Annotated in this window: 21 protein-coding genes and 3 pseudogenes; 20 read left to right on the top strand and 4 right to left on the bottom strand. The window is 61.8% G+C overall.

The window, feature by feature from the left end; genetic code table 11:
- The 8 genes and pseudogenes from ACT3TD_RS13220 to ACT3TD_RS13255 form a co-directional block, all read left to right on the top strand.
- A partial coding sequence (locus ACT3TD_RS13220) for a copper chaperone PCu(A)C (RefSeq protein WP_444638019.1) occupies positions 1-288 on the top strand: 288 nt, incomplete at its 5' end.
- A gap of 771 nt (positions 289-1,059) precedes the next feature.
- The gene (locus ACT3TD_RS13225) at positions 1,060-2,625 is read left to right on the top strand and encodes a cytochrome ubiquinol oxidase subunit I (RefSeq protein ID WP_444638020.1); all 1,566 of its coding nucleotides are present in this window, start codon (positions 1,060-1,062) and stop codon (positions 2,623-2,625) included.
- 2 nt (positions 2,626-2,627) lie between these two features.
- Positions 2,628-3,668, top strand: coding sequence for a cytochrome d ubiquinol oxidase subunit II (gene cydB / locus ACT3TD_RS13230; protein ID WP_444615187.1), 1,041 nt, complete (start codon positions 2,628-2,630; stop codon positions 3,666-3,668).
- Entirely contained in the window at positions 3,665-5,275 is a 1,611-nt protein-coding gene (locus ACT3TD_RS13235; protein ID WP_444615186.1) for an ABC transporter ATP-binding protein/permease, read from the top strand. The genes cydB and ACT3TD_RS13235 overlap by 4 nt, the downstream gene beginning before the upstream one ends.
- An 8-nt stretch (positions 5,276-5,283) precedes the next feature.
- A complete protein-coding gene (gene cydC / locus ACT3TD_RS13240; protein ID WP_444615185.1) occupies positions 5,284-6,921 on the top strand; it encodes a thiol reductant ABC exporter subunit CydC in 1,638 nt (545 codons plus the stop codon).
- Between the two features lie 660 nt (positions 6,922-7,581).
- The gene (locus tag ACT3TD_RS13245; RefSeq protein ID WP_444615184.1) at positions 7,582-8,805 is read left to right on the top strand and encodes an IS110 family transposase; all 1,224 of its coding nucleotides are present in this window, start codon (positions 7,582-7,584) and stop codon (positions 8,803-8,805) included.
- A gap of 187 nt (positions 8,806-8,992) precedes the next feature.
- A pseudogene (locus tag ACT3TD_RS13250) lies at positions 8,993-9,707 on the top strand (IS110 family transposase); the annotation flags it as partial.
- A 150-nt stretch (positions 9,708-9,857) separates the two neighbouring features.
- Positions 9,858-10,355 carry a ferritin gene (locus ACT3TD_RS13255; protein ID WP_444615183.1) on the top strand — a complete coding sequence of 166 codons (498 nt, stop codon included), beginning with the start codon at positions 9,858-9,860 and terminating at the stop codon, positions 10,353-10,355.
- Positions 10,356-10,478: 123 nt separating this feature from the next.
- On the opposite strand, the gene nrdE is transcribed toward ACT3TD_RS13255, so the two are convergent.
- From nrdE to ACT3TD_RS13270, 3 genes are read right to left on the bottom strand one after another with little or no spacing between them, the layout of a single operon-like run.
- Positions 10,479-12,638, bottom strand: a complete 2,160-nt coding sequence (nrdE, locus tag ACT3TD_RS13260; RefSeq protein ID WP_301443689.1) for a class 1b ribonucleoside-diphosphate reductase subunit alpha — start codon at positions 12,636-12,638, stop codon at positions 10,479-10,481.
- The gene (locus ACT3TD_RS13265) at positions 12,635-13,147 is read right to left on the bottom strand and encodes a flavin reductase family protein (RefSeq protein ID WP_301443688.1); all 513 of its coding nucleotides are present in this window, start codon (positions 13,145-13,147) and stop codon (positions 12,635-12,637) included. The genes nrdE and ACT3TD_RS13265 overlap by 4 nt, the downstream gene beginning before the upstream one ends.
- Positions 13,144-13,575: a pyridoxamine 5'-phosphate oxidase family protein gene (locus ACT3TD_RS13270; protein ID WP_444615208.1), complete on the bottom strand. Its 432-nt coding sequence runs from the start codon at positions 13,573-13,575 to the stop codon at positions 13,144-13,146. The genes ACT3TD_RS13265 and ACT3TD_RS13270 overlap by 4 nt, the downstream gene beginning before the upstream one ends.
- 78 nt (positions 13,576-13,653) lie before the next feature.
- On the opposite strand from ACT3TD_RS13270, the gene nrdI reads away from it, so the two are divergent.
- From nrdI to ACT3TD_RS13285, 3 genes are all read left to right on the top strand, one after another.
- Positions 13,654-14,112 (top strand): class Ib ribonucleoside-diphosphate reductase assembly flavoprotein NrdI, encoded by a 459-nt coding sequence (gene nrdI, locus ACT3TD_RS13275; protein WP_301443687.1) that lies wholly within the window; start codon positions 13,654-13,656, stop codon positions 14,110-14,112.
- 10 nt (positions 14,113-14,122) lie between these two features.
- Complete coding sequence (gene nrdF, locus ACT3TD_RS13280) at positions 14,123-15,145, top strand: class 1b ribonucleoside-diphosphate reductase subunit beta (protein ID WP_444615209.1); 1,023 nt, start codon at positions 14,123-14,125, stop codon at positions 15,143-15,145.
- Between the two features lie 502 nt (positions 15,146-15,647).
- A complete protein-coding gene (locus ACT3TD_RS13285; protein ID WP_444615211.1) occupies positions 15,648-16,172 on the top strand; it encodes a hypothetical protein in 525 nt (174 codons plus the stop codon).
- A 99-nt stretch (positions 16,173-16,271) separates the two neighbouring features.
- Here ACT3TD_RS13285 and ACT3TD_RS13290 read toward each other — a convergent pair.
- Positions 16,272-17,505: pseudogene (locus ACT3TD_RS13290) on the bottom strand (IS3 family transposase).
- Positions 17,506-17,679: 174 nt separating this feature from the next.
- Between ACT3TD_RS13290 and ACT3TD_RS13295 the strand changes: the two are divergent.
- From ACT3TD_RS13295 to ACT3TD_RS13335, 9 genes and pseudogenes are all read left to right on the top strand, one after another.
- On the top strand, positions 17,680-17,877 hold the full coding sequence (locus ACT3TD_RS13295; RefSeq protein WP_441579895.1) for a CsbD family protein: 198 nt from the start codon (positions 17,680-17,682) through the stop codon (positions 17,875-17,877).
- A gap of 105 nt (positions 17,878-17,982) precedes the next feature.
- A complete protein-coding gene (locus tag ACT3TD_RS13300; protein WP_441579896.1) occupies positions 17,983-18,159 on the top strand; it encodes a lipopolysaccharide assembly protein LapA domain-containing protein in 177 nt (58 codons plus the stop codon).
- 36 nt (positions 18,160-18,195) lie between these two features.
- Positions 18,196-18,495 carry a GlsB/YeaQ/YmgE family stress response membrane protein gene (locus ACT3TD_RS13305; RefSeq protein ID WP_441579897.1) on the top strand — a complete coding sequence of 100 codons (300 nt, stop codon included), beginning with the start codon at positions 18,196-18,198 and terminating at the stop codon, positions 18,493-18,495.
- 78 nt (positions 18,496-18,573) lie between these two features.
- Complete coding sequence (locus ACT3TD_RS13310; RefSeq protein WP_441579898.1) at positions 18,574-19,062, top strand: Asp23/Gls24 family envelope stress response protein; 489 nt, start codon at positions 18,574-18,576, stop codon at positions 19,060-19,062.
- Positions 19,063-19,154: 92 nt separating this feature from the next.
- Complete coding sequence (locus ACT3TD_RS13315) at positions 19,155-19,343, top strand: hypothetical protein (protein WP_441579899.1); 189 nt, start codon at positions 19,155-19,157, stop codon at positions 19,341-19,343.
- A 6-nt stretch (positions 19,344-19,349) separates the two neighbouring features.
- The gene (locus tag ACT3TD_RS13320) at positions 19,350-20,474 is read left to right on the top strand and encodes an Asp23/Gls24 family envelope stress response protein (protein ID WP_441579900.1); all 1,125 of its coding nucleotides are present in this window, start codon (positions 19,350-19,352) and stop codon (positions 20,472-20,474) included.
- Positions 20,475-20,677: 203 nt separating this feature from the next.
- Positions 20,678-21,118: a DUF6286 domain-containing protein gene (locus tag ACT3TD_RS13325; protein ID WP_444615214.1), complete on the top strand. Its 441-nt coding sequence runs from the start codon at positions 20,678-20,680 to the stop codon at positions 21,116-21,118.
- Positions 21,115-21,666 carry a hypothetical protein gene (locus ACT3TD_RS13330; RefSeq protein ID WP_441579902.1) on the top strand — a complete coding sequence of 184 codons (552 nt, stop codon included), beginning with the start codon at positions 21,115-21,117 and terminating at the stop codon, positions 21,664-21,666. The genes ACT3TD_RS13325 and ACT3TD_RS13330 overlap by 4 nt, the downstream gene beginning before the upstream one ends.
- A 146-nt stretch (positions 21,667-21,812) precedes the next feature.
- A pseudogene (locus tag ACT3TD_RS13335) lies at positions 21,813-23,127 on the top strand (ISL3 family transposase).
- The last annotated feature ends 62 nt before the right edge of the window (positions 23,128-23,189 follow it).

Genomic DNA, 23,189 nt, shown 5'->3' on the forward strand with positions numbered 1-23,189 from the left:
GACGGTCTGGTGGTCCCGGCCAACGGCAGTGTGTCGATGAGTCCGGGCGGTCATCACATCATGATCATGGAGAACCACGATGAGATCGCCGCCGGTGATGCCCTCACCCTCACGCTGACCGACGAGGACGGCAACGACTACGAACTGGCAGACATCCCGGTGCGTGTGCAACAGTCCGCCCACGAGGACTACGGTACTGAAGGCATGGACGGTATGGACGATATGGGTGAGATGGACGGGATGGATCAGATGCACGGCTCAGATGATTCGGGTCATGCCGGGCACTAACCAACCAGGTCAGAACGATCGGTCTCCCCGCAGGGGACCAGCGTCGCGGGGCCTGACCCGCCGCGGTTTCCTCGGCGGGCTCGGTGCTCTCGGTGTCCTCAGCACCGCCGCGGTCACGACGTCCTGCTCCGACGGGCAGAACACCGCCGCAAAAACGAAGGTGACCACCGCCCCTCTCGACGGTGCTATCAAGCCGGCATCGCCAGCACTCTCAGGCGCACAACATCACCGTCGCTTTCTCGCTGCGCGACGGTGCCGACCACCGTATGCTGAGCAAATAAACCGACGGGCGACCGACGTCTCTGCGCCGGCATGCCCGTGCTCGCCCACTTGGAACCGGTACTCGCGACGAACCCTGACTCACCCACGGGACGCCATGTTTGACGCCACAGACACAGGTGCACAGAAAAAATATATCACTTTATTTTCGGTAGGTAATTATGGAAATAATATAATAAAAACTTGCTTTCTATTATAGAGTGAGCGCATAAGTCAAGTTGTCGTAACCTAGATAAATAAACAGTATCCACCGGCCGCAATAAAGCTTAGCTAAAATCACGCGTTCGCTTCTTGAAATAGAGAACCTAATAAATTTCCCCGCCAATGATAAACGCGCTCCCGATCGCACTTGGGAACTTATTCCCTGCTGGTGACGACTTCTAATTAGGCAAGTGGATACCGTACTGACTGGTTATCTACGTCAGAGACATGAATAAGCACTCCGGAGGCAGGTAAATGGATGTCGTCGACATCTCGCGGTGACAGTTCGGCATTACCACTGTCTACCACTTTATTTTCGTTCCGCTGACGATCGGTCTGGCCCCGATGGTCGCGGTGATGCAAACGTTCTGGCAGGTCACCAGAGAACCCGCCTGGTACCGTGCCACCCGGTTCTTTGGCACGGTCCTTCTGGTCAACTTTGCCATGGGGGTGGCCACCGGCATTGTGCAGGAGTTCCAGTTCGGGATGAACTGGTCTGAGTACTCACGCATGATAGGCGATGTCTTCGGCGGACCGTTAGCACTTGAAGGCCTTGCCGCCTTCTTTCTGGAATCCACCTTCCTGGGACTATGGATCTTCGGGTGGGGACGGATACCAGGGTGGATGCACACTGCTTCCATTTGGGTCGTCGCCGTTGCGGTGAACCTCTCCGCCTACTTCATCATCGTGGCGAACTCTTTCATGCAGCACCCCGTCGGGGCAGAGTACAACCACGAGACCGGACGCGCCGAGCTGACCGACGTTGTCGCGCTCCTGACGAACCCGACGGCTCTTGCGGCATTCCCGCACGCCGTCGCCGGTTCTTTCCTCACCGCCGGAACATTCGTCCTGGGCATCACCGGTTGGTGGATGGTACGTGACCACCGGGCCCGTCGGGCCCTGCAGGCGTCGGGGCAGATACCGGAAGCCGCCCCCGGGGCCTCTGCCCCCGATGTCAGGCGGCACGACATGCACCGGCCGGCACACCGCTTCGCCTGGTGGACGACCCTGCTCTCAGCGGTGGCACTTTTCCTCACCGGCGATTCCCAGGCCAAGCTGATGTTCCGGCAACAACCCATGAAGATGGCTTCCGCGGAGTCACTCTGTCACACCGAAGCTGATCCGATGTTCTCTGTTCTCACCATCGGCACCCACAACAACTGTGACTCTGTCCACCACCTGCTCGAACTGCCCTGGGTCCTGCCGTTCCTCGCCGAAGGGAGGTTCTCCGGAGTGACGCTGGAGGGGGTCCAAGACCTCCAGCACGAATCCGAGCTGCTCTACGGAGCAGGAAACTACTCACCGAATCTCTTCGTCACCTACTGGGCTTTCCGGTTGATGATAGGACTGATGGCGGGGTCCGGTGTCCTCCTCGCCGCAAGCTGGTGGTTCACCCGTAAAGGAAGGACCCCCACAGGGCGCGGGGCCACGGTATTCAGCTGGGTGTGCCTGGCTGCCATACCCACACCATTCCTGGCCAACTCCGCCGGTTGGATCTTCACCGAGATGGGACGCCAGCCGTGGGTGATCCACCCGAATCCGGACAGTGTCGGCGATGCCCGAACCGAACTGATCCGCATGACCGTCGACATGGGTGTCTCTGACCACGCGTCGTGGACAGTGATCGTCACACTCGTCGGTTTCACGCTGATCTATCTCTTTCTCGCGATCATCTGGTTCTGGCTCATCCGTCGAGTCGTCCTGGCCGGCCCTCCAGAACAGGATGGGCCGCCTGCCGATGACGGCCCGGGGCCTGCAGCAACCGTCGGAGCGAGTTTCGGGCTGTCCGACAACGACGGCGGCCAGTCGCCAGTGCGTTTCAGCCGGGTCGGCACCCGCGCAAGAAATAAGGAGTGACCATGTCTGCCCTTGATCTTCCCGTTCTCTGGTTCATTCTCATCGCAGTCCTGTTCGCCGGGTATTTCGTTCTGGAAGGTTTTGATTTCGGTGTCGGGATGCTGCTCCCGGTGGTCGGCAGGAACAGCGATGCCATGCGCACAGGCGTCGTACGCACCATCGGTCCGGTGTGGGACGGTAACGAAGTCTGGCTCATCACTGCGGGAGGGGCGCTGTTCGCCGCGTTCCCGGCGTGGTACGCGACGATGTTCTCCGGCTTCTATCTCCCGCTGTTCCTCATCCTGGTCGCGCTGATTTTCCGGGCTGTCGCACTCGAATGGCGGGGAAAGGTCGACACACTGCGGTGGCGGCGGTGGTGTGATTTCACAGTAGCTGTCTCGTCCTGGCTGCCACCGATCCTGTGGGGAGTGGCCTTCGCCAACCTTGTCAAGGGCGTTCCGGTGGATACGAACCAGCAGATGTCGAGCGGACTCCCCACTCTGGTCGGTCTGCTCAATCCCTACGCTCTCCTCGGCGCTACTGCCTTCACCTGCCTTTTCCTGTTGCACGGGCTGAGCTTCATCCGCCTGAAGACGACCGGGGCGCTCCGCGACCGTGCCGGTCACCTGGTCCTGCCGGTGGGAGTGGTCGCAGCGGTCACCGGTACTGCCTTCGTTCTGTGGACACAGTTATCCCACGGGAAACCGTGGACGTGGTCGGTGACGGTCGCAGCTCTGGTCGGTGTCACGGGCGCCGTCGCCACCATGGTCCGCCACCGTGACGCGACGGCGTTCACGGCTACAGCGGTCTCAGTACTTGCTGTGGTTATCCTCCTGTTCGGTTCGTTGTACCCGTGGTTGATGCCGACCACGCTCCCCGACGGCACCGGCCTGGATATCCGCAACGCCTCGTCGTCTCATTACACACTAACGGTCATGACGTGGGCCTCGCTGTTCATCGTGCCTCTAATCCTCCTGTACCAGGGGTGGACGTACTGGGTGTTCCGTAGACGTATCGTGGCCGAACCTATCGACGCCAAATCATCAGAGAACGTGGCACTATGACCAGGTCAGCGCCTCCTGAATCAGACGATGACGCCAGCCGGGGGCCGGTGGACCCCCGTCTGCTCCGACTGTCGGCCCCGACGCGTCGGTGGATCATTCTCCTGTCCGTGCTGACAGTTCTACGCACGTTGTGCACCGTGGTCACGGGAGTGCTCATCGGTACGGTGGTTGCTGACACAATCACCGGGCCCCCAGGCGGATTGTCCAGCCATCGTCTACCACTAGTCCTCCTTGCCGTGCTCGTCACAGCACAGGTGTTCCTGGGCTGGGTGGAAAGACGGTACAGCCACCGTGCCGCCGCCAAGGCCATAGAAGACCTGCGTATACGGGCACTGGAAGTTCTCGCGGTCGCTGATCCCCGCGGAGTCGACCGGAAGGTGTGGCGCACGCTCCTCACAGAGGGGGTCGAAGGACTCGGCCCCTACCTCACCGGCTACCTTCCCGCACTCGTCTCCACTGCTGTGACCGTCCCGGTGACGCTGGTGGTCGTCTGGTGGTTTGACACCGAATCGGCGCTGATCGCTGTCATTACTCTGCCCCTGATCCCGGTATTCATGTGGTTGGTGGGCACGCTTACCGCGGGCCGTACCGAGAAGAAGCTGGCAGACTTGGGGGTGCTTACCGACCAGATGCTGGACCTCGTCGCAGGTTTGCCCACGTTGAAAGCGCTCGGACGTCTCGACACCCCCGTGGCTGAGGTCGATAGGCTTTCCGCAGAACACCTACGCTCGACGTTCTCGGTCCTATGCATCGCCTTTCTGTCCGGAATGGTCCTCGAATTCCTTGCGACACTGTCCATCGCACTGGTCGCGGTCGGTATCGGGTTCCGTCTCCTCGATGGCTCATTGACACTGGTCGCAGGGCTGACGGTGCTGATTATCATTCCTGAGGTCTACAATCCGGTGCGACAGGTCGGTGCCCGGTTCCACGACGCACGCGACGGTTTCGTCGCCGTCGACAGGATCCTTGTTCTCCTCGACAATGCAGAATGCGAGAAACAGCCCGCAACTCTAACCGGGTTCGACGTCACCGAGGACACGACCCGTCCGGTAAGGGTCGGTTTCTCCGGGCTGTCTGCGGAGACCCGCGACGGTTTGAGGCCGCATAAGGTCACTGGTACCGCTTTTGCCGGCGAAATTACCGCGCTTACCGGGGCGAACGGTGCGGGCAAAACGACGACGCTCCTGGCCTTGCTCGGCATCGTCACCGAGGGCATAGACGGTGAGGCAGTTGCCACAGTCGACGGCGTCATCTGTTCACGGGAGTCGCTGTGGAAGCGAACCTCCTACCTGCCCCAGCGACCGGTTCTCGACCCCGCTACCGTCGGTGATGTGTCAGGTCGGTCCCTGGGCCAGCGCCAACGCCAGGCTCTTGATGAGGAATTGGGGAGACTGGACACCCTGGACACCTCAGTGGGGCTGCACCCCGAGCGGTTCTGCGGCCGGCTGCTCGTCCTGGACGAACCCACTGCGCACCTCGACGAAGAAAATGCGACCGCCATGATCGTCCGCTTACAGGACCTGGCCGCTTCCGGGGCAACGATCGTAGTGGCGTCACACGATCCTCTCGTCATCGCGGCCGCTGACCGCCGGATTGAGGTCCAGTAGTGTCAAGCATGCGCGCGCTTACGCCCCTTCTACCGCTGGCGGGTCTCCGGTGGCGTGATCTGGTCGTGCCGGTGCTCGCTGGAACAGCGATGCTGCTGTCGGCGCTCACTCTCACTGTCGTGTCAGCTTGGCTGATCACCCGGGCGTGGGAGATGCCACCCATTCTGGATCTTACTGTCGCGGTGACGGCAGTCAGGGCACTCGGTATTTCACGAGCAGTTTTCCGGTATGTGGACCGCCTCGTCACCCACAGGCTTGCACTCCATTGTGCTTCGACAGGACGGGTCAACGCATACAGGATGCTGGCAACTGCGCGACCTGCATCCACTGCGTCGCTAGGACGCGGTGAGGTGACGACGCGGCTCACCGCGGATATCGACTCGGTTGCTGATGTGGTTGTCCGGGTGGTAGTACCTGCTCTTGTATCCCTGCTCACTGGGGCCCTCTCCGTCGTCTTCACAGCTCTCCTGTCGGTTCCGGCTGCAGTGGTACTGGCCGTGGGACTCCTCGTGGCGGGGGTCTTCGCCCCCTGGGCCGTCCACCGTTCGGTGGAGGTCGCAGAGACCGTGCGAGCCCGGCAGTCCGTGCAGTTCGCGTCTGCTGTAGACCGGATCCTCACCGATGCCGTCTCACTGCGCATCCGTGGCCAGTTAGGTCCTGTCCTCCGGGACGCCAGGCACGCCGCGCACGAGCTTTCTCAGGCAGTCGAAGCAGGAGCACCCTCGAGGGCGTACGGTACCGCACTGTCAGTATTGGCATCGTCTGCGACGGCCGTGGGAGTCTTGCTCGTGGGTGTACTCGGATACGCCGCCGGGGGAACGCCGGTGCATTCCCCGCAGTGGCTCGGAGTCTTGGTTCTGTTGAGCCTTGCTGCTTTCGAGGCGACCGCCCAGCTCCCCGAGGCAGCCCTGGCGATGTCCCGTGCGTCGGGCGCGGCTCGCCGACTCGCCGACATGCTCCACACAGACCCCTGCGAAGCACACGGAGCAGACAGCGAGAGTTTAGTGGCCGCTGTTGGCCCAGAACCTGGGTTGCGTGCAGTCGATATGGTCTACGGTCATGACAGTGATCTAGGCACGCTGAACCTCGAGGTACCGTTCGGGTCTTTTCGCAGTTTCACCGGAGCCTCCGGTTCCGGGAAAACCACCCTGCTGCTGACATTGGCCGGTCTCATTCCCCCACGCGCTGGTGAGGTGCAATTGGGTGACAGGGATCTTCACGACCTCGTCACCTCGGACAGCGGCGCAGTGCACCGCACCATTTCCTACCTCCCCGAAGATGCCCGCGTCTTTGCAACTACGGTTCGCGACAATCTCGCAGTCGGAGCCCCCGCCGCCACGGATGAGCAAATGTACGACATACTAGGAGCCGTTGGCCTGGGCAGTTGGGCGGCCTCACTTCCTTATGGTCTATCAACAATCCTCACCACCGGAGCTGAGAGTCTTTCCGGCGGGCAGCGGCGTCGTCTACTCATTGCTCGGATGCTACTCACCGACGCACCGATACTGTTACTTGATGAGCCGTTCGAGCACCTCGATTCTCGAGGTGAGGGAGCCCTCGATGACCTATTGTCAGCCCCAGTTCTTCCAGGAACCAGGAAACAGCGCACTGTGATTATCGCGAGGCACCCCCGACGCAATAGTTGACCCAAATTTGTTTGTAAAGCATACTGATGATTCAACTTTTAATAATTATTTGCATTTATCATATAGAGAATAACCACCTTTACTAGGCGTCCGCCCCTTCCTCCCTATAGTAACATCACTACCCAAACCGCTTTACTAATATTGCCGAATATATTAACTAGCTGACATCTCAGGATAATTTAAAGCTAACCCGTTTTCTGGAATCAAACTTACTTTTTCTTTTTCATTATATAGTTTTACAGATCCAACTCTTCTGGTTTTAGGGTTGCGCCAGCAATCTTGCGGTGACGGACGGGCGCGCTACACCCGCCGTCGTCGGTTCAGCATCGAACTCGGTCACGGAAGCCTCGGACAGGTGCTGTCGCAAAGTCTTGATGGCGAGGGAGAAGCATGCCCGTTACCTTGATGGTGTCCCCGTAAGCTCGGGGGCAGGTCACTGGCCTCGGTATGGCTGATTCGCCCTGTTGTTCTACATGATCCGGGGGGTGTTGCCGCCGAGGTACCAGGACACACGCTGACGGCTAATAGGGACGCGGCTCACCGCGCTGAACTGGTGAAGTCTCAATGTAGACGTGGGTGCCCGCACCAAGTGTCCGACCACCACAGTGATCTTCCACCACAACAACATACCAACCTCCCTACTTCAAGGAGGGGACCATCATGGAAGACACCACCACCTACGACGTCTACCTCGGACTCGACGTCGGCAAAGCCGCCCACCACGGCTGCGCCCTCACCGCCGATGGCACCAAGGTCTACGACCAGGCCTTACCCCAGGACGAAGCCAGCCTGCGCACCATCTTCGACGAACTCGCAGCCCACGGCACAGTCCTGCTGATCGTGGACCAGCCCAACACCATCGGTGCCCTGCCGATCACGGTGGCCCGTGCCACTGACTGTGGCGTGGCCTACCTGCCCGGTCTGGTGATGCGTAAGGCTGCCGACCTGTACCCCGGACAGGCCAAGACTGACCCCCGGGACGCGTTCGTCATCGCCAATACCGCTCGAACCATGCCACATACTCTGCGTGCGGTTGACCGCAACGCTGAGGTGCTTTCAGCGCTCAAGATGCTGTCCGGACTGGACGAGGACATCGCCCGTGACTGCACCCGTACGATCAACCGGCTGCGCAGCATCCTGGTGCAGATCTACCCCAGCTTGGAGCGGGTTTTCGCTGGCGAGATTATCCAACGAGCGTTCGTCCTGGACCTGCTGATCCACTACGCCGGGCCGACGAAGCTGAAGCGCTCGGGCAAGAAACGGGTACTGACCTGGTCCCGCACACGGGCCAAGAAAGACCCCGAAGCCCTGATCGACGCACTCTTCCAGGCCCTGGCAGCACAAACGGTCACCGTACCGGGCACCGCGGCCGCAGAGATCGCGATCCCGATGTTGGCGACCAACATCAAGGCACTGAAAGCCCAGCGGGACTCGATTGCCGGCCAGGTCGAGGAGATGCTTGATGACTTCCCTCTTGCCGAGGTCTTGATGTCGATGCCGGGTGTGGGCATCAAGACCGCCGCCAACATCCTTCTATCCGTCGGCGACTGTTCCGACTTCCCCGATGCCGCTCACCTGGCGGCGTACGCCGGCATCGCCCCGGTGACCAGGCGGTCCGGCACATCAATCCGTGGGGAGTTTCCCGCCCGATCAGGCAACAGACGGCTGAAAAACGCACTGTTCAGATCGGCCTGGATCGCATCGAATTGCCACGATGCATCCCGGTCGTACTACACCAAGAAACGTGCCGAAGGTAAGCGACACAACGCTGCGGTGATGTGTCTTGCCAGACGGCGGTGCAACGTCCTGTACGTGATGCTGACCCGCGGTGAGTACTTCCGAGAACTGCCACCACGGACCACCGTGGAGGCTGCCGCAGCCTAGATCGGATCGCTGAACTGAGCCCTTGCTGTCCGTCCCACAGGCGTCGCAGTACCGGCAACAGCCGGGCCCGACGTCTACGCCACTATGTTCGAAGACAGACCACTGAAGGCCGGGGCATCAGGTCGAGGAGAACGCGGCGCAGGGGTTGACAATCTAGATAGGGACACCCCCCAAGGAGGGGATGATCATGGAAGACACCACCTACGACCTCTCACCTCGGACTCGACGTCGGCAAAACCGCCCACCACGGCTGCACCCTGATCAGCAGCGGGACCAAGATCTACGACAGGGCTCTACCCCGGGACGAAACCAGCCTGCGCACCGTATTCGACGAACTCAAGGCCCACGGCACAGTCCTGCTGATCGTCGACCATCCCAACACCATCGGCGCCCTGCCGATCACGGTGGCCCGTGCCACTGACTGTGGCGTGGCCTACCTGCCCGGTCTTGCTATGCGTAAGGCTGCCGACCTGTACCCCGGACAGGCGAAAACAGATCCGCGGGACGCGTTCGTCATCGCCAACACCGCTCGAACCATGCCACATACTCTGCGTGCGGTTGACCGCAACGCTGAGGTGCTTTCAGCGCTCAAGATGCTGTCCGGACTCGATGACGGCATCGCCCGGGACTGCACCCGCACCATCAACCGGCTTCGCAGCATCCTGGTGCAGATCTACACGTCCCTGGAGCGAGTTTTCGCCGGTGAGATCATCCAACGAGCGTTCGTGCTGGACCTGCTGATCCACTACGCCGGCCCCACCAAGCTGAAGAAAATGGGCAGAAAATGGGTGCTGACCTGGGCCCGCAACGACACCAAGAAAGACCCCGAGGCGTTGGTCGACAGTATCTTCCAGGCGTTGGGCGCCCAGACCGTCACCGTACCCGGCACCGCTGCCGCTGACACGGCAGCCACCTGCACCTTTGCCGTCACAGGAAAGGTAGCGGAGGCAAGCCGCAGTTAGGGCAGACATGCCTTTTCACCTGCACATATAACTGGTTGGTTAGCCTGAACTGGCTAGAGAAAGGTTAAACCGATCAGTACCGTTTCAGTCATGAGCATCAACGAGAAGTTCCAGGAAGCCGTCAACAAGCAGGTCGTCGCCGAGCACCAGGCGGCCCTCATCTACACCCAGCTGTCCTACGAGATGGACCGGCTCTCATTCCTCGGCATGCGCGACTGGTTCCGCGCACAGGCCGACGAGGAGCGCGACCACGCCGCGAAGTTCGCCGCGCACCTGCTCGACCGTGAGGCCCGCGTCGACCTCACCGACATCGAGCTGCCGTCGCTGAAGGTCGCCACCCCGCTGGACGCCTTCGAGGCCGCACTGGCCCACGAGCAGAAGGTCTCCGAGATGATCCGCAACCTCGCCCGCACCGCGGACGAGACCGGTGACATCGATTCCCGCCAGCTGATCAACTTCTTCCTCGCTGAGCAGATCGAGGAGGAGTCCTCCGTCAACGACATCATCGACTGGATCAAGACCGTCGGCAACGACGGCTCCGGGCTGCTGCGCATCGACGCCAAGCTCGGCGGCCGCGACGGCGAGTAGTCTCCCCCCCCCCGTCACCTGCTGGCCCACCTGACACGGAAACCCTGGGTCGGATCTGAAGTTCAGATCCGACCCAGGGCGTCCGTGTCACACCGGCCGGCATGACCGTCCGGGCCGTAGTGGCTAGAGCATGCAGCTCACGCAGCCTTCGACCTCGGTTCCCGCCATGGCCGTCTGGCGCAGCCGGATGTAGTACAACGTCTTGATGCCCTTGCGCCAGGCGTAGATCTGCGCCTTGTTGATGTCACGCGTGGTGACCGAGTCCTTGAAGAACAGCGTCAACGACAGCCCCTGGTCCACGTACTTCGTCGCCACCGCATAGGTGTCGATGATCTTCTCGTAGCCGATCTCGTAGGCATCCTCGAAGTACTCGAGGTTGTCGTTGTCCATATGCGGCGCCGGGTAGTAGACGCGACCGATCTTGCCTTCCTTGCGGATCTCGATCTTCGACGCGATCGGGTGAATCGACGACGTGGAGTTGTTGATGTAGGAGATCGATCCCGTCGGCGGGACTGCCTGCAGGTTCCGGTTGTACAACCCGTCAGCCATCACCGCCGCCTTCAGTTCGGCCCAGTCCTCGTTGGTGGGGACGTGGATCGAGGAGTTCTCGATGATGGCCGCGACCTTCTCGGTGCGCGGCTGGAAGGCGGCGGGGTCGTAGGCGTCGAAGAATACCCCGGAGGCGTAGTCGGAGTTGGCGAAGTTCCGGAACGTCGTGCCACGCTCGCGGGCGATGGCGTTGGACGCCTTGAGGCATTCGTACATCACCGCAGCGAAGTAGACGTTGGTGAAGTCCAACCCCTCGTCCGACCCGTAGTGGATGTGCTCGCGTCCGAGGAACCCGTGCAGGTTCATCTGCCCCAGTCCGATCGCGTGCGACCCGTCGTTGCCCTCCCGGATCGACGGCACCGAGTCGATGGCGGTCTGGTCCGACACCGCGGTGAGACCACGGATGGCCGTCGCGATGGTCCGGGAGAAGTCCTCGGAATCCACCGCAGCGGCGATGTTCAACGACCCCAGGTTGCAGGAGATGTCCTCACCGACCTGAGAGTAGGTAAGGTCATCGTTGAACTCGCTGGGGGTGGCGACCTGGAGGATCTCCGAGCACAGGTTGGAATGCGTGATACGCCCCTCGATCGGGTTCGCCCTGTTCACCGTGTCCTCGAACATGATGTACGGGTAACCGGACTCAAACTGGATCTCGGCGAGGGTCTGGAAGAACTGGCGGGCGTTGATCTTCCTCTTGCGGATCCGCGGATCCTCGATCATCTCCTCGTAATGCTCGGTCACGGAGATGTCGGCGAAGGGGCGCCCGTAGATGCGCTCGACGTCGTACGGGGAGAACAGGTACATGTCGTCGTTACGCTTGGCCAGTTCGAAGGTGATGTCCGGGATGACGACACCCAACGACAACGTCTTGATCCGGATCTTCTCGTCGGCGTTCTCGCGCTTGGTGTCGAGAAACTTCATGATGTCCGGGTGGTGGGCGTTCAAATACACCGCACCGGCCCCCTGACGTGCACCGAGCTGGTTGGCGTAGGAGAAGGAGTCCTCCAGCAGCTTCATCACCGGGATCACACCGGACGACTGGTTCTCGATGTGCTTGATCGGAGCCCCGGTCTCACGCAGGTTACTCAGCAACAGCGCCACACCACCGCCACGCTTCGACAACTGCAGCGCGGAGTTGATGGAACGGCCGATGGACTCCATGTTGTCCTCGATGCGCAACAGGAAGCAGGACACCGGCTCGCCCCGCTGTGCCTTGCCGATATTCAAAAAGGTCGGCGTGGCCGGCTGGAATCGGCCGCCGATGATCTCGTCGACAAGATGGCCGGCCAGTGTGATGTCACCGTCGGCCAGACCCAGCGCGACCATGCATACGCGGTCCTCGTAACGCTCGAGGTAGCGTCGTCCGTCGAAGGTCTTCAGCGTGTAGGACGTGTAGTACTTGAAGGCACCGAGGAACGTCTTGAAACGGAACTTGTGGGCGTAGGCGCGTTTGAACAGCGCCTTGATGTCGGCGAACTCGTACTTGCCGAGCACCTCCGGGTCGTAGTACTTGTTGTCGACCAGGTAGCCGATCTTCTCTTCCAGGTCGTGGAAGTAGACGGTGTTCTGGTTGACGTGCTGCAGGAAGTACTGGTTGGCGGCCTCACGGTCCTTGTCGAACTGGATCTGACCGTCGGCATCGTACAGATTGAGCAGCGCATTGAGCTGGTGGTAGTCCAGCTGATCGGCCTGCTGGACCGGCTCTGCGACGGTCTTCCCGAGATCGGTGGTCATAGCCCCTCCGTTGCTGACGGGGTTAATTTTGCAATCTCCCAGTCGAAAGACCGATCTAGGTAGAGTGCCGGAGGCCCGGCGGAACCCGGGATCCAGGTGGCCTGTACCGGGCAGATGAACAAGGCACTTCCTGCAACGGGGATGGTCCTGGCCACCCGAGTGAGCAGGCACCCGTACACACCGTCGACCTGGGGAAGCCCCCCGAGACCGGTCTGCCACTCGACCTGCGCAAACCGGTCCACACCGTGTTCAGCGCATGTCCGTGCAGCCTCGACTCCCTCGGTCGACATCGCGTGGACGAGGACCTGCTCCGCGGCAAGAAACTGCGGCAGCACCGACGCACTCTCCCGGAGAGAGAAAGCGACTGTCGGCGGATCCGAGGACACCGACGTCAACGACGACACCGTCGTACCGGCCGGCCGGCCGGCCTCGTCCCTGGTCGTGACGATCCATACGCCTTGCGGAACGCTCCGGAACAGCGTCCGGAATCCTGCGGCCGTCGCCGTCATTCCGAGGACCCCGGGGTCTCGTCGGTGATCACCGTTCCTGCCTTCTTCCCGGATGCCAGGGAGAAGATCATGTCCAGGTGGATCAGGACGGCACGCTTCGGTTCCTTCATTCCGTTGGCGGCAGCGAACTCCAGGCAGTTCTCCCACGCCGGGCCGTCAGTGACCGCTTCGGCACGGCCGAGGAAGCGGTAGCCGTCGAGCGCCTCACGGTCGATCACAGCCACGGCGACGCGTGACCCTGCCTCAATATTCTCGAGGTGCTGGCCACCGGTGTTCTCGTTGTAGATCAGGGTGTGGTCGTCGTAGACACGGAGCGACCGTTTCGGGCCGATATTCGGGGTTGTCGGGTCACTAACCGTCGCAAGGATCGGCAGCTGGGTTCCGAGCATGCTTTTCATGGGTTCCGTGATCTTTGTCTCGTGGGACATCAGTTCTCCTTCGGTAGTGGGGACAAGGTCACGTCGGCGATCGTAGCACGGTGTTCATTACATGGTACAGTTAAGTTCATGCCATTGAACTTCGACTCACGGCACGGTCCGCTGCTCGTGTACTTCTCTTCAGTGTCAGAAAACACGCGCCGGTTCATCAGCAAAGTCGGTCTCCCATCAGTCCGGATACCCCTGCGACGCGGTGAGCCCCCACTCGCGGTCCGCCAACCATTTGTTCTGGTAACCCCGACCTACGGTGGCGGCGCCGCAGAAAGAACCGTCCCTCGCCAGGTAATCCACTTCCTCAATGAGCCGGAGAACAGGCAGTGGATCCGCGGCGTCATCACCGCCGGGAACACGAACTTCGGTGCCGCCTACTGCGCCGCAGGGCCGATCATTGCAAGGAAGTGTGAAGTACCGGAGCTCTACCGCTTCGAGCTTCTCGGCACCCGGCGCGACGTGGACACCGTCCGCGACGGCCTCCTGCGCCAGTGGGACCGACTCTGTGCCGGCCCCCGACCACTACCCCAGCCATAAAGGAGAATCCATGACCTACATCGACCATTCCCAGACTCCCCCGCAGTGGCAGAACGGGTCGGATGTGCCCCTCCGTCCGGTGAACTGGAACCGGATCCAGGACTCCAAGGACCTGGAGATCTGGCAGCGGCTGACGAGCAATTTCTGGCTGCCGGAGAAGGTCCCGCTGTCGAATGACCTCAGCAACTGGTGGAGCCTCACCGACCGGCAGCGGACGCTGACCACGCGGGTGTTCACCGGGCTGACCCTCCTCGACACCGTCCAGGCGACCGTCGGCGAGATCAGCCAGATTCCCGACGCCCGCACCGAACACGAGCAGGCCGTCTACGCCAACATCGCCTTTATGCAGGCGGTTCACGCCCGTAGTTACAGTTCGGTATTCAGCACCATGTGCAGCTCAGCCGAGATTCAGGACGCCTACACCTGGTCCGTGGACAATACGGTACTTCAACGCCGTGCCACCGGCGTCATGGCCCACTACCGGTCAGACGATCCTCTGAAACGCAAGGTCGCGGCGACCCTGCTGTCGTCCCTACTGCTCTACGCAGGGTTCTACCTGCCTCTGTGGTACTCCAGCCGAGGGGTGATGATGAACACGGCGGACATGATCCGTCTGATCCTGCGCGACAAGGCCGTGCATGGCTACTACTCCGGATACAAGTACCAGCAGGGCCTGGAGGCACACCCTGAGCGCGCTGGAGAAATGGAGGACTTCACCCTGAATCTCACCGCGGAGCTCCTCGCCCTGGAGCGCGAGTACTCCGAGGACCTCTATCAACTCGTCACCGACGAGCCCGGCAACAGGCTCAGGTACTCCGGGGTCGATGCCTTCGTCCACTACAACGCAGACAAGGCCCTGATGAACCTCGGATACGCCCCGCAGTACGACAAGGAATCCGCAGGAGTCGAACCGGAGATCCTCGCCGCACTGTCACCCGAATCCGCCGAGACCCACGACTTCTTCAGTGGCTCAGGCTCCGCCTACGTGATCGGGCGTACCGAGGCAACAGAGGAGACCGACTGGTCATTCTGATGAGGGCGATATTTCTCCTATATCGTCCCGGAAAACTACCGATTATTATCGCACGACTTTCTTTCTATGTCGGCTATTATACGTAGGGTAATGTTGCGATCAGGGGTGCTATTGCAAGGTAGGGACGGTGGTGCCAAAAAGCTGTTCGGGGCCGGGATCCTCCATGGCCCTGGCCCCTCAGGCCCCTGCGGAGGCCTGAGGGGCCAGGGATACAGGGTCGGGGATTCCTATTTCGATCAGCTACCGGCCACTGCCCGCACCACTTTGCAACAGCACCCATGGTAGAAGCCTGCAAAACGAAGCAGGCGACTCACCGGAGGTAGGTGCGGCGACTATCGCCCCGGGCGCACAGCAGAATGGTTCTCTGCGGTGGATCGCTGACCAAGACAAAAAGGAACCGGCCCTGAGGGCACGCCCTCAGGGCCAGTTCCTGTAACTTCGGGTACTGTCCTACTATATGCTTGACATACTAGCCCGCCCCTGAACGAAAGGCAAGTACCCAGTGCCCAGGCTGACATACCGTGCCGCCAGGCAGATCGAGCAGGCCATCACCGCCGCCCGGTTCCAGACCTACAAGCAGGCCTCAGGCGGCGTCGTCGATGCGGCGCAACTCTACCTGTGGAATATCCAGGCAGCCAGCGCGGTCACCGAGCTGACTGGCCTGGCCGAAGTGCTGCTTCGAGACACGATCGACACACGTCTTCGGGCCTGGAACACCGCCGTCACCGGTCGGGAGGACTGGATAGTTCACCCAGGTCCAACAGTGCTAAAACACCAGTTCCGACCTGATGTTCCTCAGACGTGGAAACCAAGGCGAATCGGGGATCTATACGCACAGTGTTGGGAGAAGAAAGCACTGGGCAACTACGACGCACGCCGACCGGGTGCCGCATCATCTGCCGGCCCTCCTCCGACGCATTACGACCTGGTGGCGAGTCTGAACTTTGGGTCGTGGACCAGCATCCTTCCCACCCCACTGGCTGGCCGGAACAACAACCGTGTCAAGATCTGGGATGCCGCCCTGTAATCGGGTTTCACAGGGGTTCGCCGCGAGGCGGTATACCGCTATGCCCATGAACTACGGTGGATGAGGAACTGGCCTTACCCGCAAATTGTGGACAGGTGACTAAGCTGCCTCAGTGCCCTGGGCTGCAGGTTTGTTGAACAGATTCGTTTCGAACTCCACCGGCGAGGCGTAGTCAAGCGCGGAGTGCAGACGCCGACGGTTCTACACCACCTCAATCCACCGGGCGATCGCCTGACGAGCCTCAGCCCGGGTAGGCCAGGTGTAACGGTGGTAGAACTCGGTTTTCAACGTCGCCCACACACTTTCGGCCATCGCATTGTCTTAAGCCACACCCCGGTGCGGCCCACTGACTGAAGAACCGCCAGATCACGGCATACGTTGAACATGTCGTCACTGGTGAACTCCGTACCTCGGTCAGCGTGGAACACCACATCATCAGGAACCTCGCTGCGCAGCGTATGCGCCATACGAAGGGCTTTTTCCACCAGGAACGATCCCATATGCGAGTCCATCGCCCAGCCCAGGATCCGACGCGAGTGCCCGTCGGTGACTGCGGCGAGATACAACCATCCCTCACCGGTGCGCAGGTAGGTGATATCCGATATCCACACCCGGTTGAGCTCGCCGGCGTCCCAGCCGCGTGTGACCAGGTCTGGGATCGTGTAGGGGTCGGTGGCGCTGATGGTGGTCACCGGGGTGAACTTCTTCGGGCTGATCCCCTCCAGTCCCTGCCGGGTCATGGACCTGGCCACGGTCTTACGATCAACGACAACGCCCTCGCAGGCCAGCTGGGCATGAACCCGGGGAGCACCGTAGACCTCGTCTGAGGCGGTGAACACCTCCCTGACCCGCACATCGAGTGCCTCACGGGCCCGACGCCGCGGACCAGGCTGGCCGAGCTGTCGGGCAGTCCAGGCGTAGAACCCGGACCGGGATACTCCCAGTAGCCGGGCCATGCGCGTGACCTCGAATGTCGCCTTCTCCTGCACCATTAGTTCGTACCGTTCACCGGTGGTTGCTTGGCTGCGAAGAAGGCAGCTGCTTTTCCCAAAAACTCGTTGTCTTTGTGCAGCTCAGCGACCTGCCGGCGCAGGGCTTTGAGCTCGGCGCGTTCATCAAGGTTCAACTGCCCGGCTGGTTCACCATCCTGTTCGGCGCGTTCGGTGGCGACCCATTTGCCGAGGGTTCGTGCCCCGACGCCGAGTTCGCGGGCGACTTCGGTAATGCTACGGCCAGTGTCAATGACCAGGCGGGCGGCTTCGTGTTTGTACTCGGGGCTGAAGGTTCGCCGGGGTCGCTTCCCGCCGCCGGGGGTGGGGGTCTTGTTGGTCATGGTGACATCCTCCTTGTGCGGGACAATGTCCCGCTAAATCGGGTGTCCACTCAACGAGGGTAGGGCCACAAAGCCGTATCTATAACTTATGTCATGGTCCTTGTTCGTGCCTTGGCGTACCAAGACAGTGTATAGTCGCAGGTGAAATGTACTCCGACATGAAAGGTCAACACCATGGGTCTCGATGACAAGATCAAGAACGCTGCCGAAGATGCCACCGGAAAGGCCAAGGAGGCCGCCGGCGACGTGACCGACAACGACAAGCTCAAGGGTGAGGGCAAAGCCGACCAGGCCAAGTCCAGCGTCAAAGACGCTGCCGAGAATGTCAAGGACAAGATCTCCGAAGGCATCAACAAGATCACCGGAAATTAACCAACACGGAGGGCTTCGATGACGGAAACAAGTAGCACCGCCCAGGCCGCGACACGGCGACGCTCGTCTGTCGGACTTGTCGTCACTACAGCAATCGTCGTCATCGTGGCCATCGCCCTGGTCATCCTGATCGGGCAAAACACCGATCAGGTCGACATCGGCTTCCTCGGCTGGGAGTTCGCTTTCCCTCTGTCCGTAGGACTCGTCGTAGCCGCGATCGGTGGAGCTATCTTCGGTTTCGCGCTATCCGGTCTCATCGCCATCCGGCGCAAGAAGCGCTGAACCCGCGGCGACTTCAACCGCAAGAAAGGACCTCACGTGGTTTCGAACACTCTAATCCTCGCTGCCGAGTCCGCCCCGCCACTGGGGTTCATCGGCTGGATCATCGTCGGCGGCCTCGCTGGCTGGATCGGTTCAAAGATCATGAAGACTGATGCCTCGATGGGCATCATCCTCAACATCGTCGTTGGCGTGATCGGCGGCTTCCTCGGAGGCTGGCTGCTCACGCTGTTCGGTGTGGATGTTGCCGGTGGCGGCATCATCTTCAGCTTCATCACGTGCCTCATCGGTGCGGTGATCCTACTGTGGATCGTCGGGCTCGTGACCCGACGAAAATAGTAGCTTTGCCAGGAGAAGGACTCTTCTCCTGGCCATCGCAAGGACGTTGTCAACAACCAGATAAGTGAGAGAATCGCTATGTCAAACAACGACTCCACATCCAACGCCAATGCCGCGAACACTCCGGCCGTCCGGGACAACAACGCTGCCGACTCTGAGCTGTTCACCGATCAGGGGCGGACATCGGTCGCTGACGTTGTTGTATCCAAGATCGCTGGCATGGCCGCACGCGAGGTCTCCGGTGTCCATGACCTTGGTGGCGGTGCTTCCCGGGCCATCGGCGCTCTGCGCGAGCGTATTCCCGGCGGCCGGGTGAATGTCCAGCAGGGCATCTCAGTAGAGGTCGGCGAGCGTCAGGCTGCTGTCGATATTTCCATCGTCGCCGAGTACGGCGTGGCGATCCACGAGCTGGCCGAGGCCATCCGTCGCAATATCATCCTGTCGGTCGAGGAGATGACCGGGCTAGAGGTTACAGAGGTCAACGTCGTTGTGCACGACGTCCATCTTCCTGAGGACGATGAGGACGACGAGGACGATGAACCCCAGCAGTCTGCCCGCGTCCAGTAGCTCTCCCGCCAGGTCTTCCGTAATACGCCCGCAGCGTGCGGACAGCGGTACAGACGACTAGCCCTACCGATAGTTTCGATAGTGAGGTCATGATGAAGTACGCGACAATCATCGGTGTGCTGCTGGGATTCCTCCTGGCAATCGGTGCCCTCTGGGACGGCGTGGTCGGTTTCCTCGTTGTGCTGGTCCTCTGCGGGGTCGGCGGGGCCGTCGGTGCTCACGTGGAAGGGGTCATCGACCTTCGCCGCGCCTTCAACAGCAGCGGTCGGGGACGGGGCTGATTCCCCGTGTCCCCCTCACCTTCCGACAGTGCAGCAGATGCCGAAAAGACCACAGCCCTCGACGACGTCCTCGACGGCAATGGCGCGGTTGACGAGCTTCCCCGCAGCGAGGCCTACCGGCGACAGCGTACACACATCTCCATCGACCTGAAGGTCCTGGAGAAGATCGCCACGCGGGCGGCGCTTTCGGTGCCTGGGGTCATCCGGCATTCCTCAGGCATCGGCCAGCTCACGGGCCGCCGGTTGCCCCGGGTGAGCGTAGAGATGGACCCCGGCGGTAGTGCTGCCGTCGCCGACATCCAGATCGCCACCGCCTGGCCTGCCCCCACCGTTGCGGTGGCCCAGGTCACCAGGGAGACTGTCGGCGAGTGGATCGAGCACTCGACCGGTGTGCCGGTGCTGGCAGTCAACGTCGATGTCGCAGCCGTTGTCCCTGAGGCAGAGGAGACGGTCACCGTCACCGACCTGGAGGCGGCACCCCGGACCCCGGAGTACACCCGCGTCTCGGCCACGCCCCTGAAGGCGTCCTCCCTCACCGTCGCCCGGCAGGTCACGGAAGTCACCGTACCTCCGACGCCAGAACCGCGGCAGCCGGTCCATCCCCGGACGGTGGAGTCAGTCCAGCTCATGCCGGTTACCGTGGGACGGCCGGAACCCGCGCGGCACGTCTACGCCCCGACGCCGCGACCGGTACTGCATCCGCCGACGCCGACGCCGGTCCATGCCACGCCAGTCCAGCCGCCCCGACCGACCGAGGTGACGCACCCGGTGACCCCTTCGGCGGTACCGGTGATGCACCCACGGTCACCACATGGCACCGCTCAGCGGCGTCTCCTGGAGCCGGTCCTCGTCGACCACGTGACGGTCACGACTCCACCGCCGCCACGCGGACTCCGTATCCTTTACGATGTGCCCACCCCCAGGGGCCCGTTGCTGCGTGACATCCCGACCCCGCGCGGTCTGCCGACCCGCACCGTACCTACCCCACAGGGACTCGGGGTGACGATTTTCCCGACCGTCCGGAGCCACCGCCGTATTCCGGTAACGGTCGACAGGTCCCGTCGCTGGCGTTCCACCGGCACGGACGACAACCGCGCCCCCGGAGACGACCACGACAGGAGTCCGCGATGACAACAGCACAGCATCCGGAGCATTACCGGCCGGAACCCTCGGGCAGGTTCGCCGCCGATCTGAGGCTGTCCGACAACACGACGTCCGTGGACCCCGGAGACGAGCCACGGGCTCCTCAGCCGAAAGCCTCTCCCCTGGCACGCGGGTGGACAATTCTCCTGGGTCTGGTGTTGCTCTGTCTCACAGCAGTCATCATCCGTGACGTGCTCATCCTCAACGACTCCGTGTCGGGACGTCAGCTGCTCCCCCCGGTTTTCGGCTGGTTCGCCACCGTAGAGAGTGAATCCTGGATGCTGTGGGCCGGCATCGGATGTGCCCTCGTCGCCGTGCTCTTCCTCCTTGTCTCTCTGCGCCCCCGTCGTCGTACCCACCTTGCCTTCGGCGACGGATCGGAACTCTACGCCCGTCCCGTCGATGTCGCCCGGCTCTCCACGGCCACCGCCCGCCGAGTCCCCGGTGTGCTCTCAGCCCACACGGTGACGACGCGTAAGAAAATCTCGGTGAAGGTCGTCACGGCGGTCACACCGGAATCTGCCGAGACGATCCGCACACGGGTGTCCACGCACGTATCAGAACTCTCCACGCTCCTGGAACCCGCCCCGAGCGTCCAGGTGACGGTTATCCCGGGAGGTGAAGGACGATGAACCGCGGAAAAGCCTCATTCGACCGCATCGTGACGTTCCTGCTCTTCCTCGTCTTCGGCGGCATCGCCTTCTGGATGATCGGTCTCCGCCTCGACCTTGCACCGGCCGAACGGATCGGTGACTACGTCAACAGGGACTTCTGGGCGGACCTGAGCGCGCGCGACAACTACGAGACGATCCTCGTCATCGCCGCGGCGGTGACCGGTCTGCTCGGCCTTCTGTTCATCGGTATAAACATCGAGCGCAAACGCCTCGGACGTAGTGCGTCCCCGAGCTCCGCGCCGACGGGCACCATACGTACATCGCCCGCCGATGTCGCCTCCGCCGTCGCACAGACCTTCGAGAAACGTGACGACGTCCGATCTGCTGCCTATCGGGCAAGTGAAGACAGGGGCACCGACATCATCGAGATCCGGTTGCGGATCCCCGCGGAGACCGACGTCACCGAACTTAATGAGAGCTGCCGCCGCGCCGCCGCGGACATCACCGCCGCACTACCCGGGCAGGACGTTCTCCCCCGGTTCCTACTCCAAACTGACAAAGATTAATGGCTCTTCGCGAGCTGGAGTGTGTAGCAGCTGAGGGGTAGCGCTGTGGGGTGGCACAACATGTAGGGGTCCTGGGTCGACAGGGTGCATGATGAGAAGCTCTGACACCTCGCCATGACCGCCCTCACCAATCCCAGGACCTTGACGTGCAGCCTACTGGCAACCTGATCACCGACACCATCTGCAGAACCGCGGAACTGGGGGTGAGCATCACTGACGCCGCCGATGCCGGCCGCGGTGACCATCATCAACGCCGTACCCGTCGCAGTGGACGACACCTGCCCAAACTGCGGCACCAACGGCACCATACGAGATCACATCACCCGCCGCTTGGTGGATCTGCCGGTCGTGGGGTTTCCCACCCGCCTGCACGTGCGCCTACCCCGGTTCACCTGCCCCAACGCCTCCTGCGACCGTCGGATCTACCAGCCATCACTGCCCTGCGCCGCTGACGGGGTGAAGTTGACCCACCGGGTGACCCGCTGGGTTCTGCAACGCCTCGCCGTCGACAAGATGAGCGTGTCTGCCACCGCCACAGCCCTTCGAATCGGCTGGGAACTGGTCGACAAGGTCGCCGTCGATGCCGTGCGCCACCTTGTCTACGCTGATCCGACTCACCTGGACCAGGTCAGGATCCTCGGGGTCGATGAGCACGTGTGGAAACACACCCGCTACCCCGGGCAGTCGTCGTCACTGGTCACCGTGCTGGTGGATCTGACCCCGGTGGTTGACGGGACAGGCCCAGCGCGGCTGATCGACATGGTGCCCGGGCGCAGTGCGGAGGTCCTGCGCACCTGGTTGTCCCAGCGTGAACTGCGTTTCCGGGACACCGTCGAGGTCGTGACGATGGACGGGTTCACCGGCTATGCCAGTGCCGTGGATGAGGCCCTACCTGCTGCACGCAAGGTCATGGACCCGTTCCACGTCGTGCACCTGGCTGCGGAAAAGCTCACCGGGTGTCGGCAACGCCTGCAACGAGAGACCACCGGGCGACGAGGCCGCAGGAAAGACCCGTTGTACAAGCACCGCAGGGCCTTACTGACCCGCACTAAGCTGCTCACCGACCGGCAGAAGCACCATCTGGAGATGTTGTGGGCCACTTATGACGACTTTGTGGGGTTGCAGGTCAGCTGGAGCTTCTACCAGCAGATCATCGCCGCCTACGGCCACCCGGACAAGCCGAAGGGTAGGAAGCTGATGGACGCGGTGATCACCACGCTGCGCACAGGGCTGCCGAAGGGATTGGAGGAGCTGGCCCAGCTGGGCAGGACCTTGTGGCGCAGGCGCGGTGACATCCTGGCCTACTTCGGCCTTGGTGCGTCCAACGGGCCGGTGGAGGCGATCAACGGACGGCTGTGACACCTACGCGGCATCGCGCTGGGCTTCAGGAACCTCAACCACTACATCTTGCGGTCACTGATCCACTCGGGAGGACTGCAGGACCGGATCAACGCACTCTAGATCGTGAAGTGCCGCTATCTATCAAATAGAGTTGTCCAATCGATACCCGAACGGGGCTACGG

Source organism: Corynebacterium sp. AOP36-E1-14 (assembly GCF_052377495.1).
GTDB lineage: Bacteria > Actinomycetota > Actinomycetes > Mycobacteriales > Mycobacteriaceae > Corynebacterium.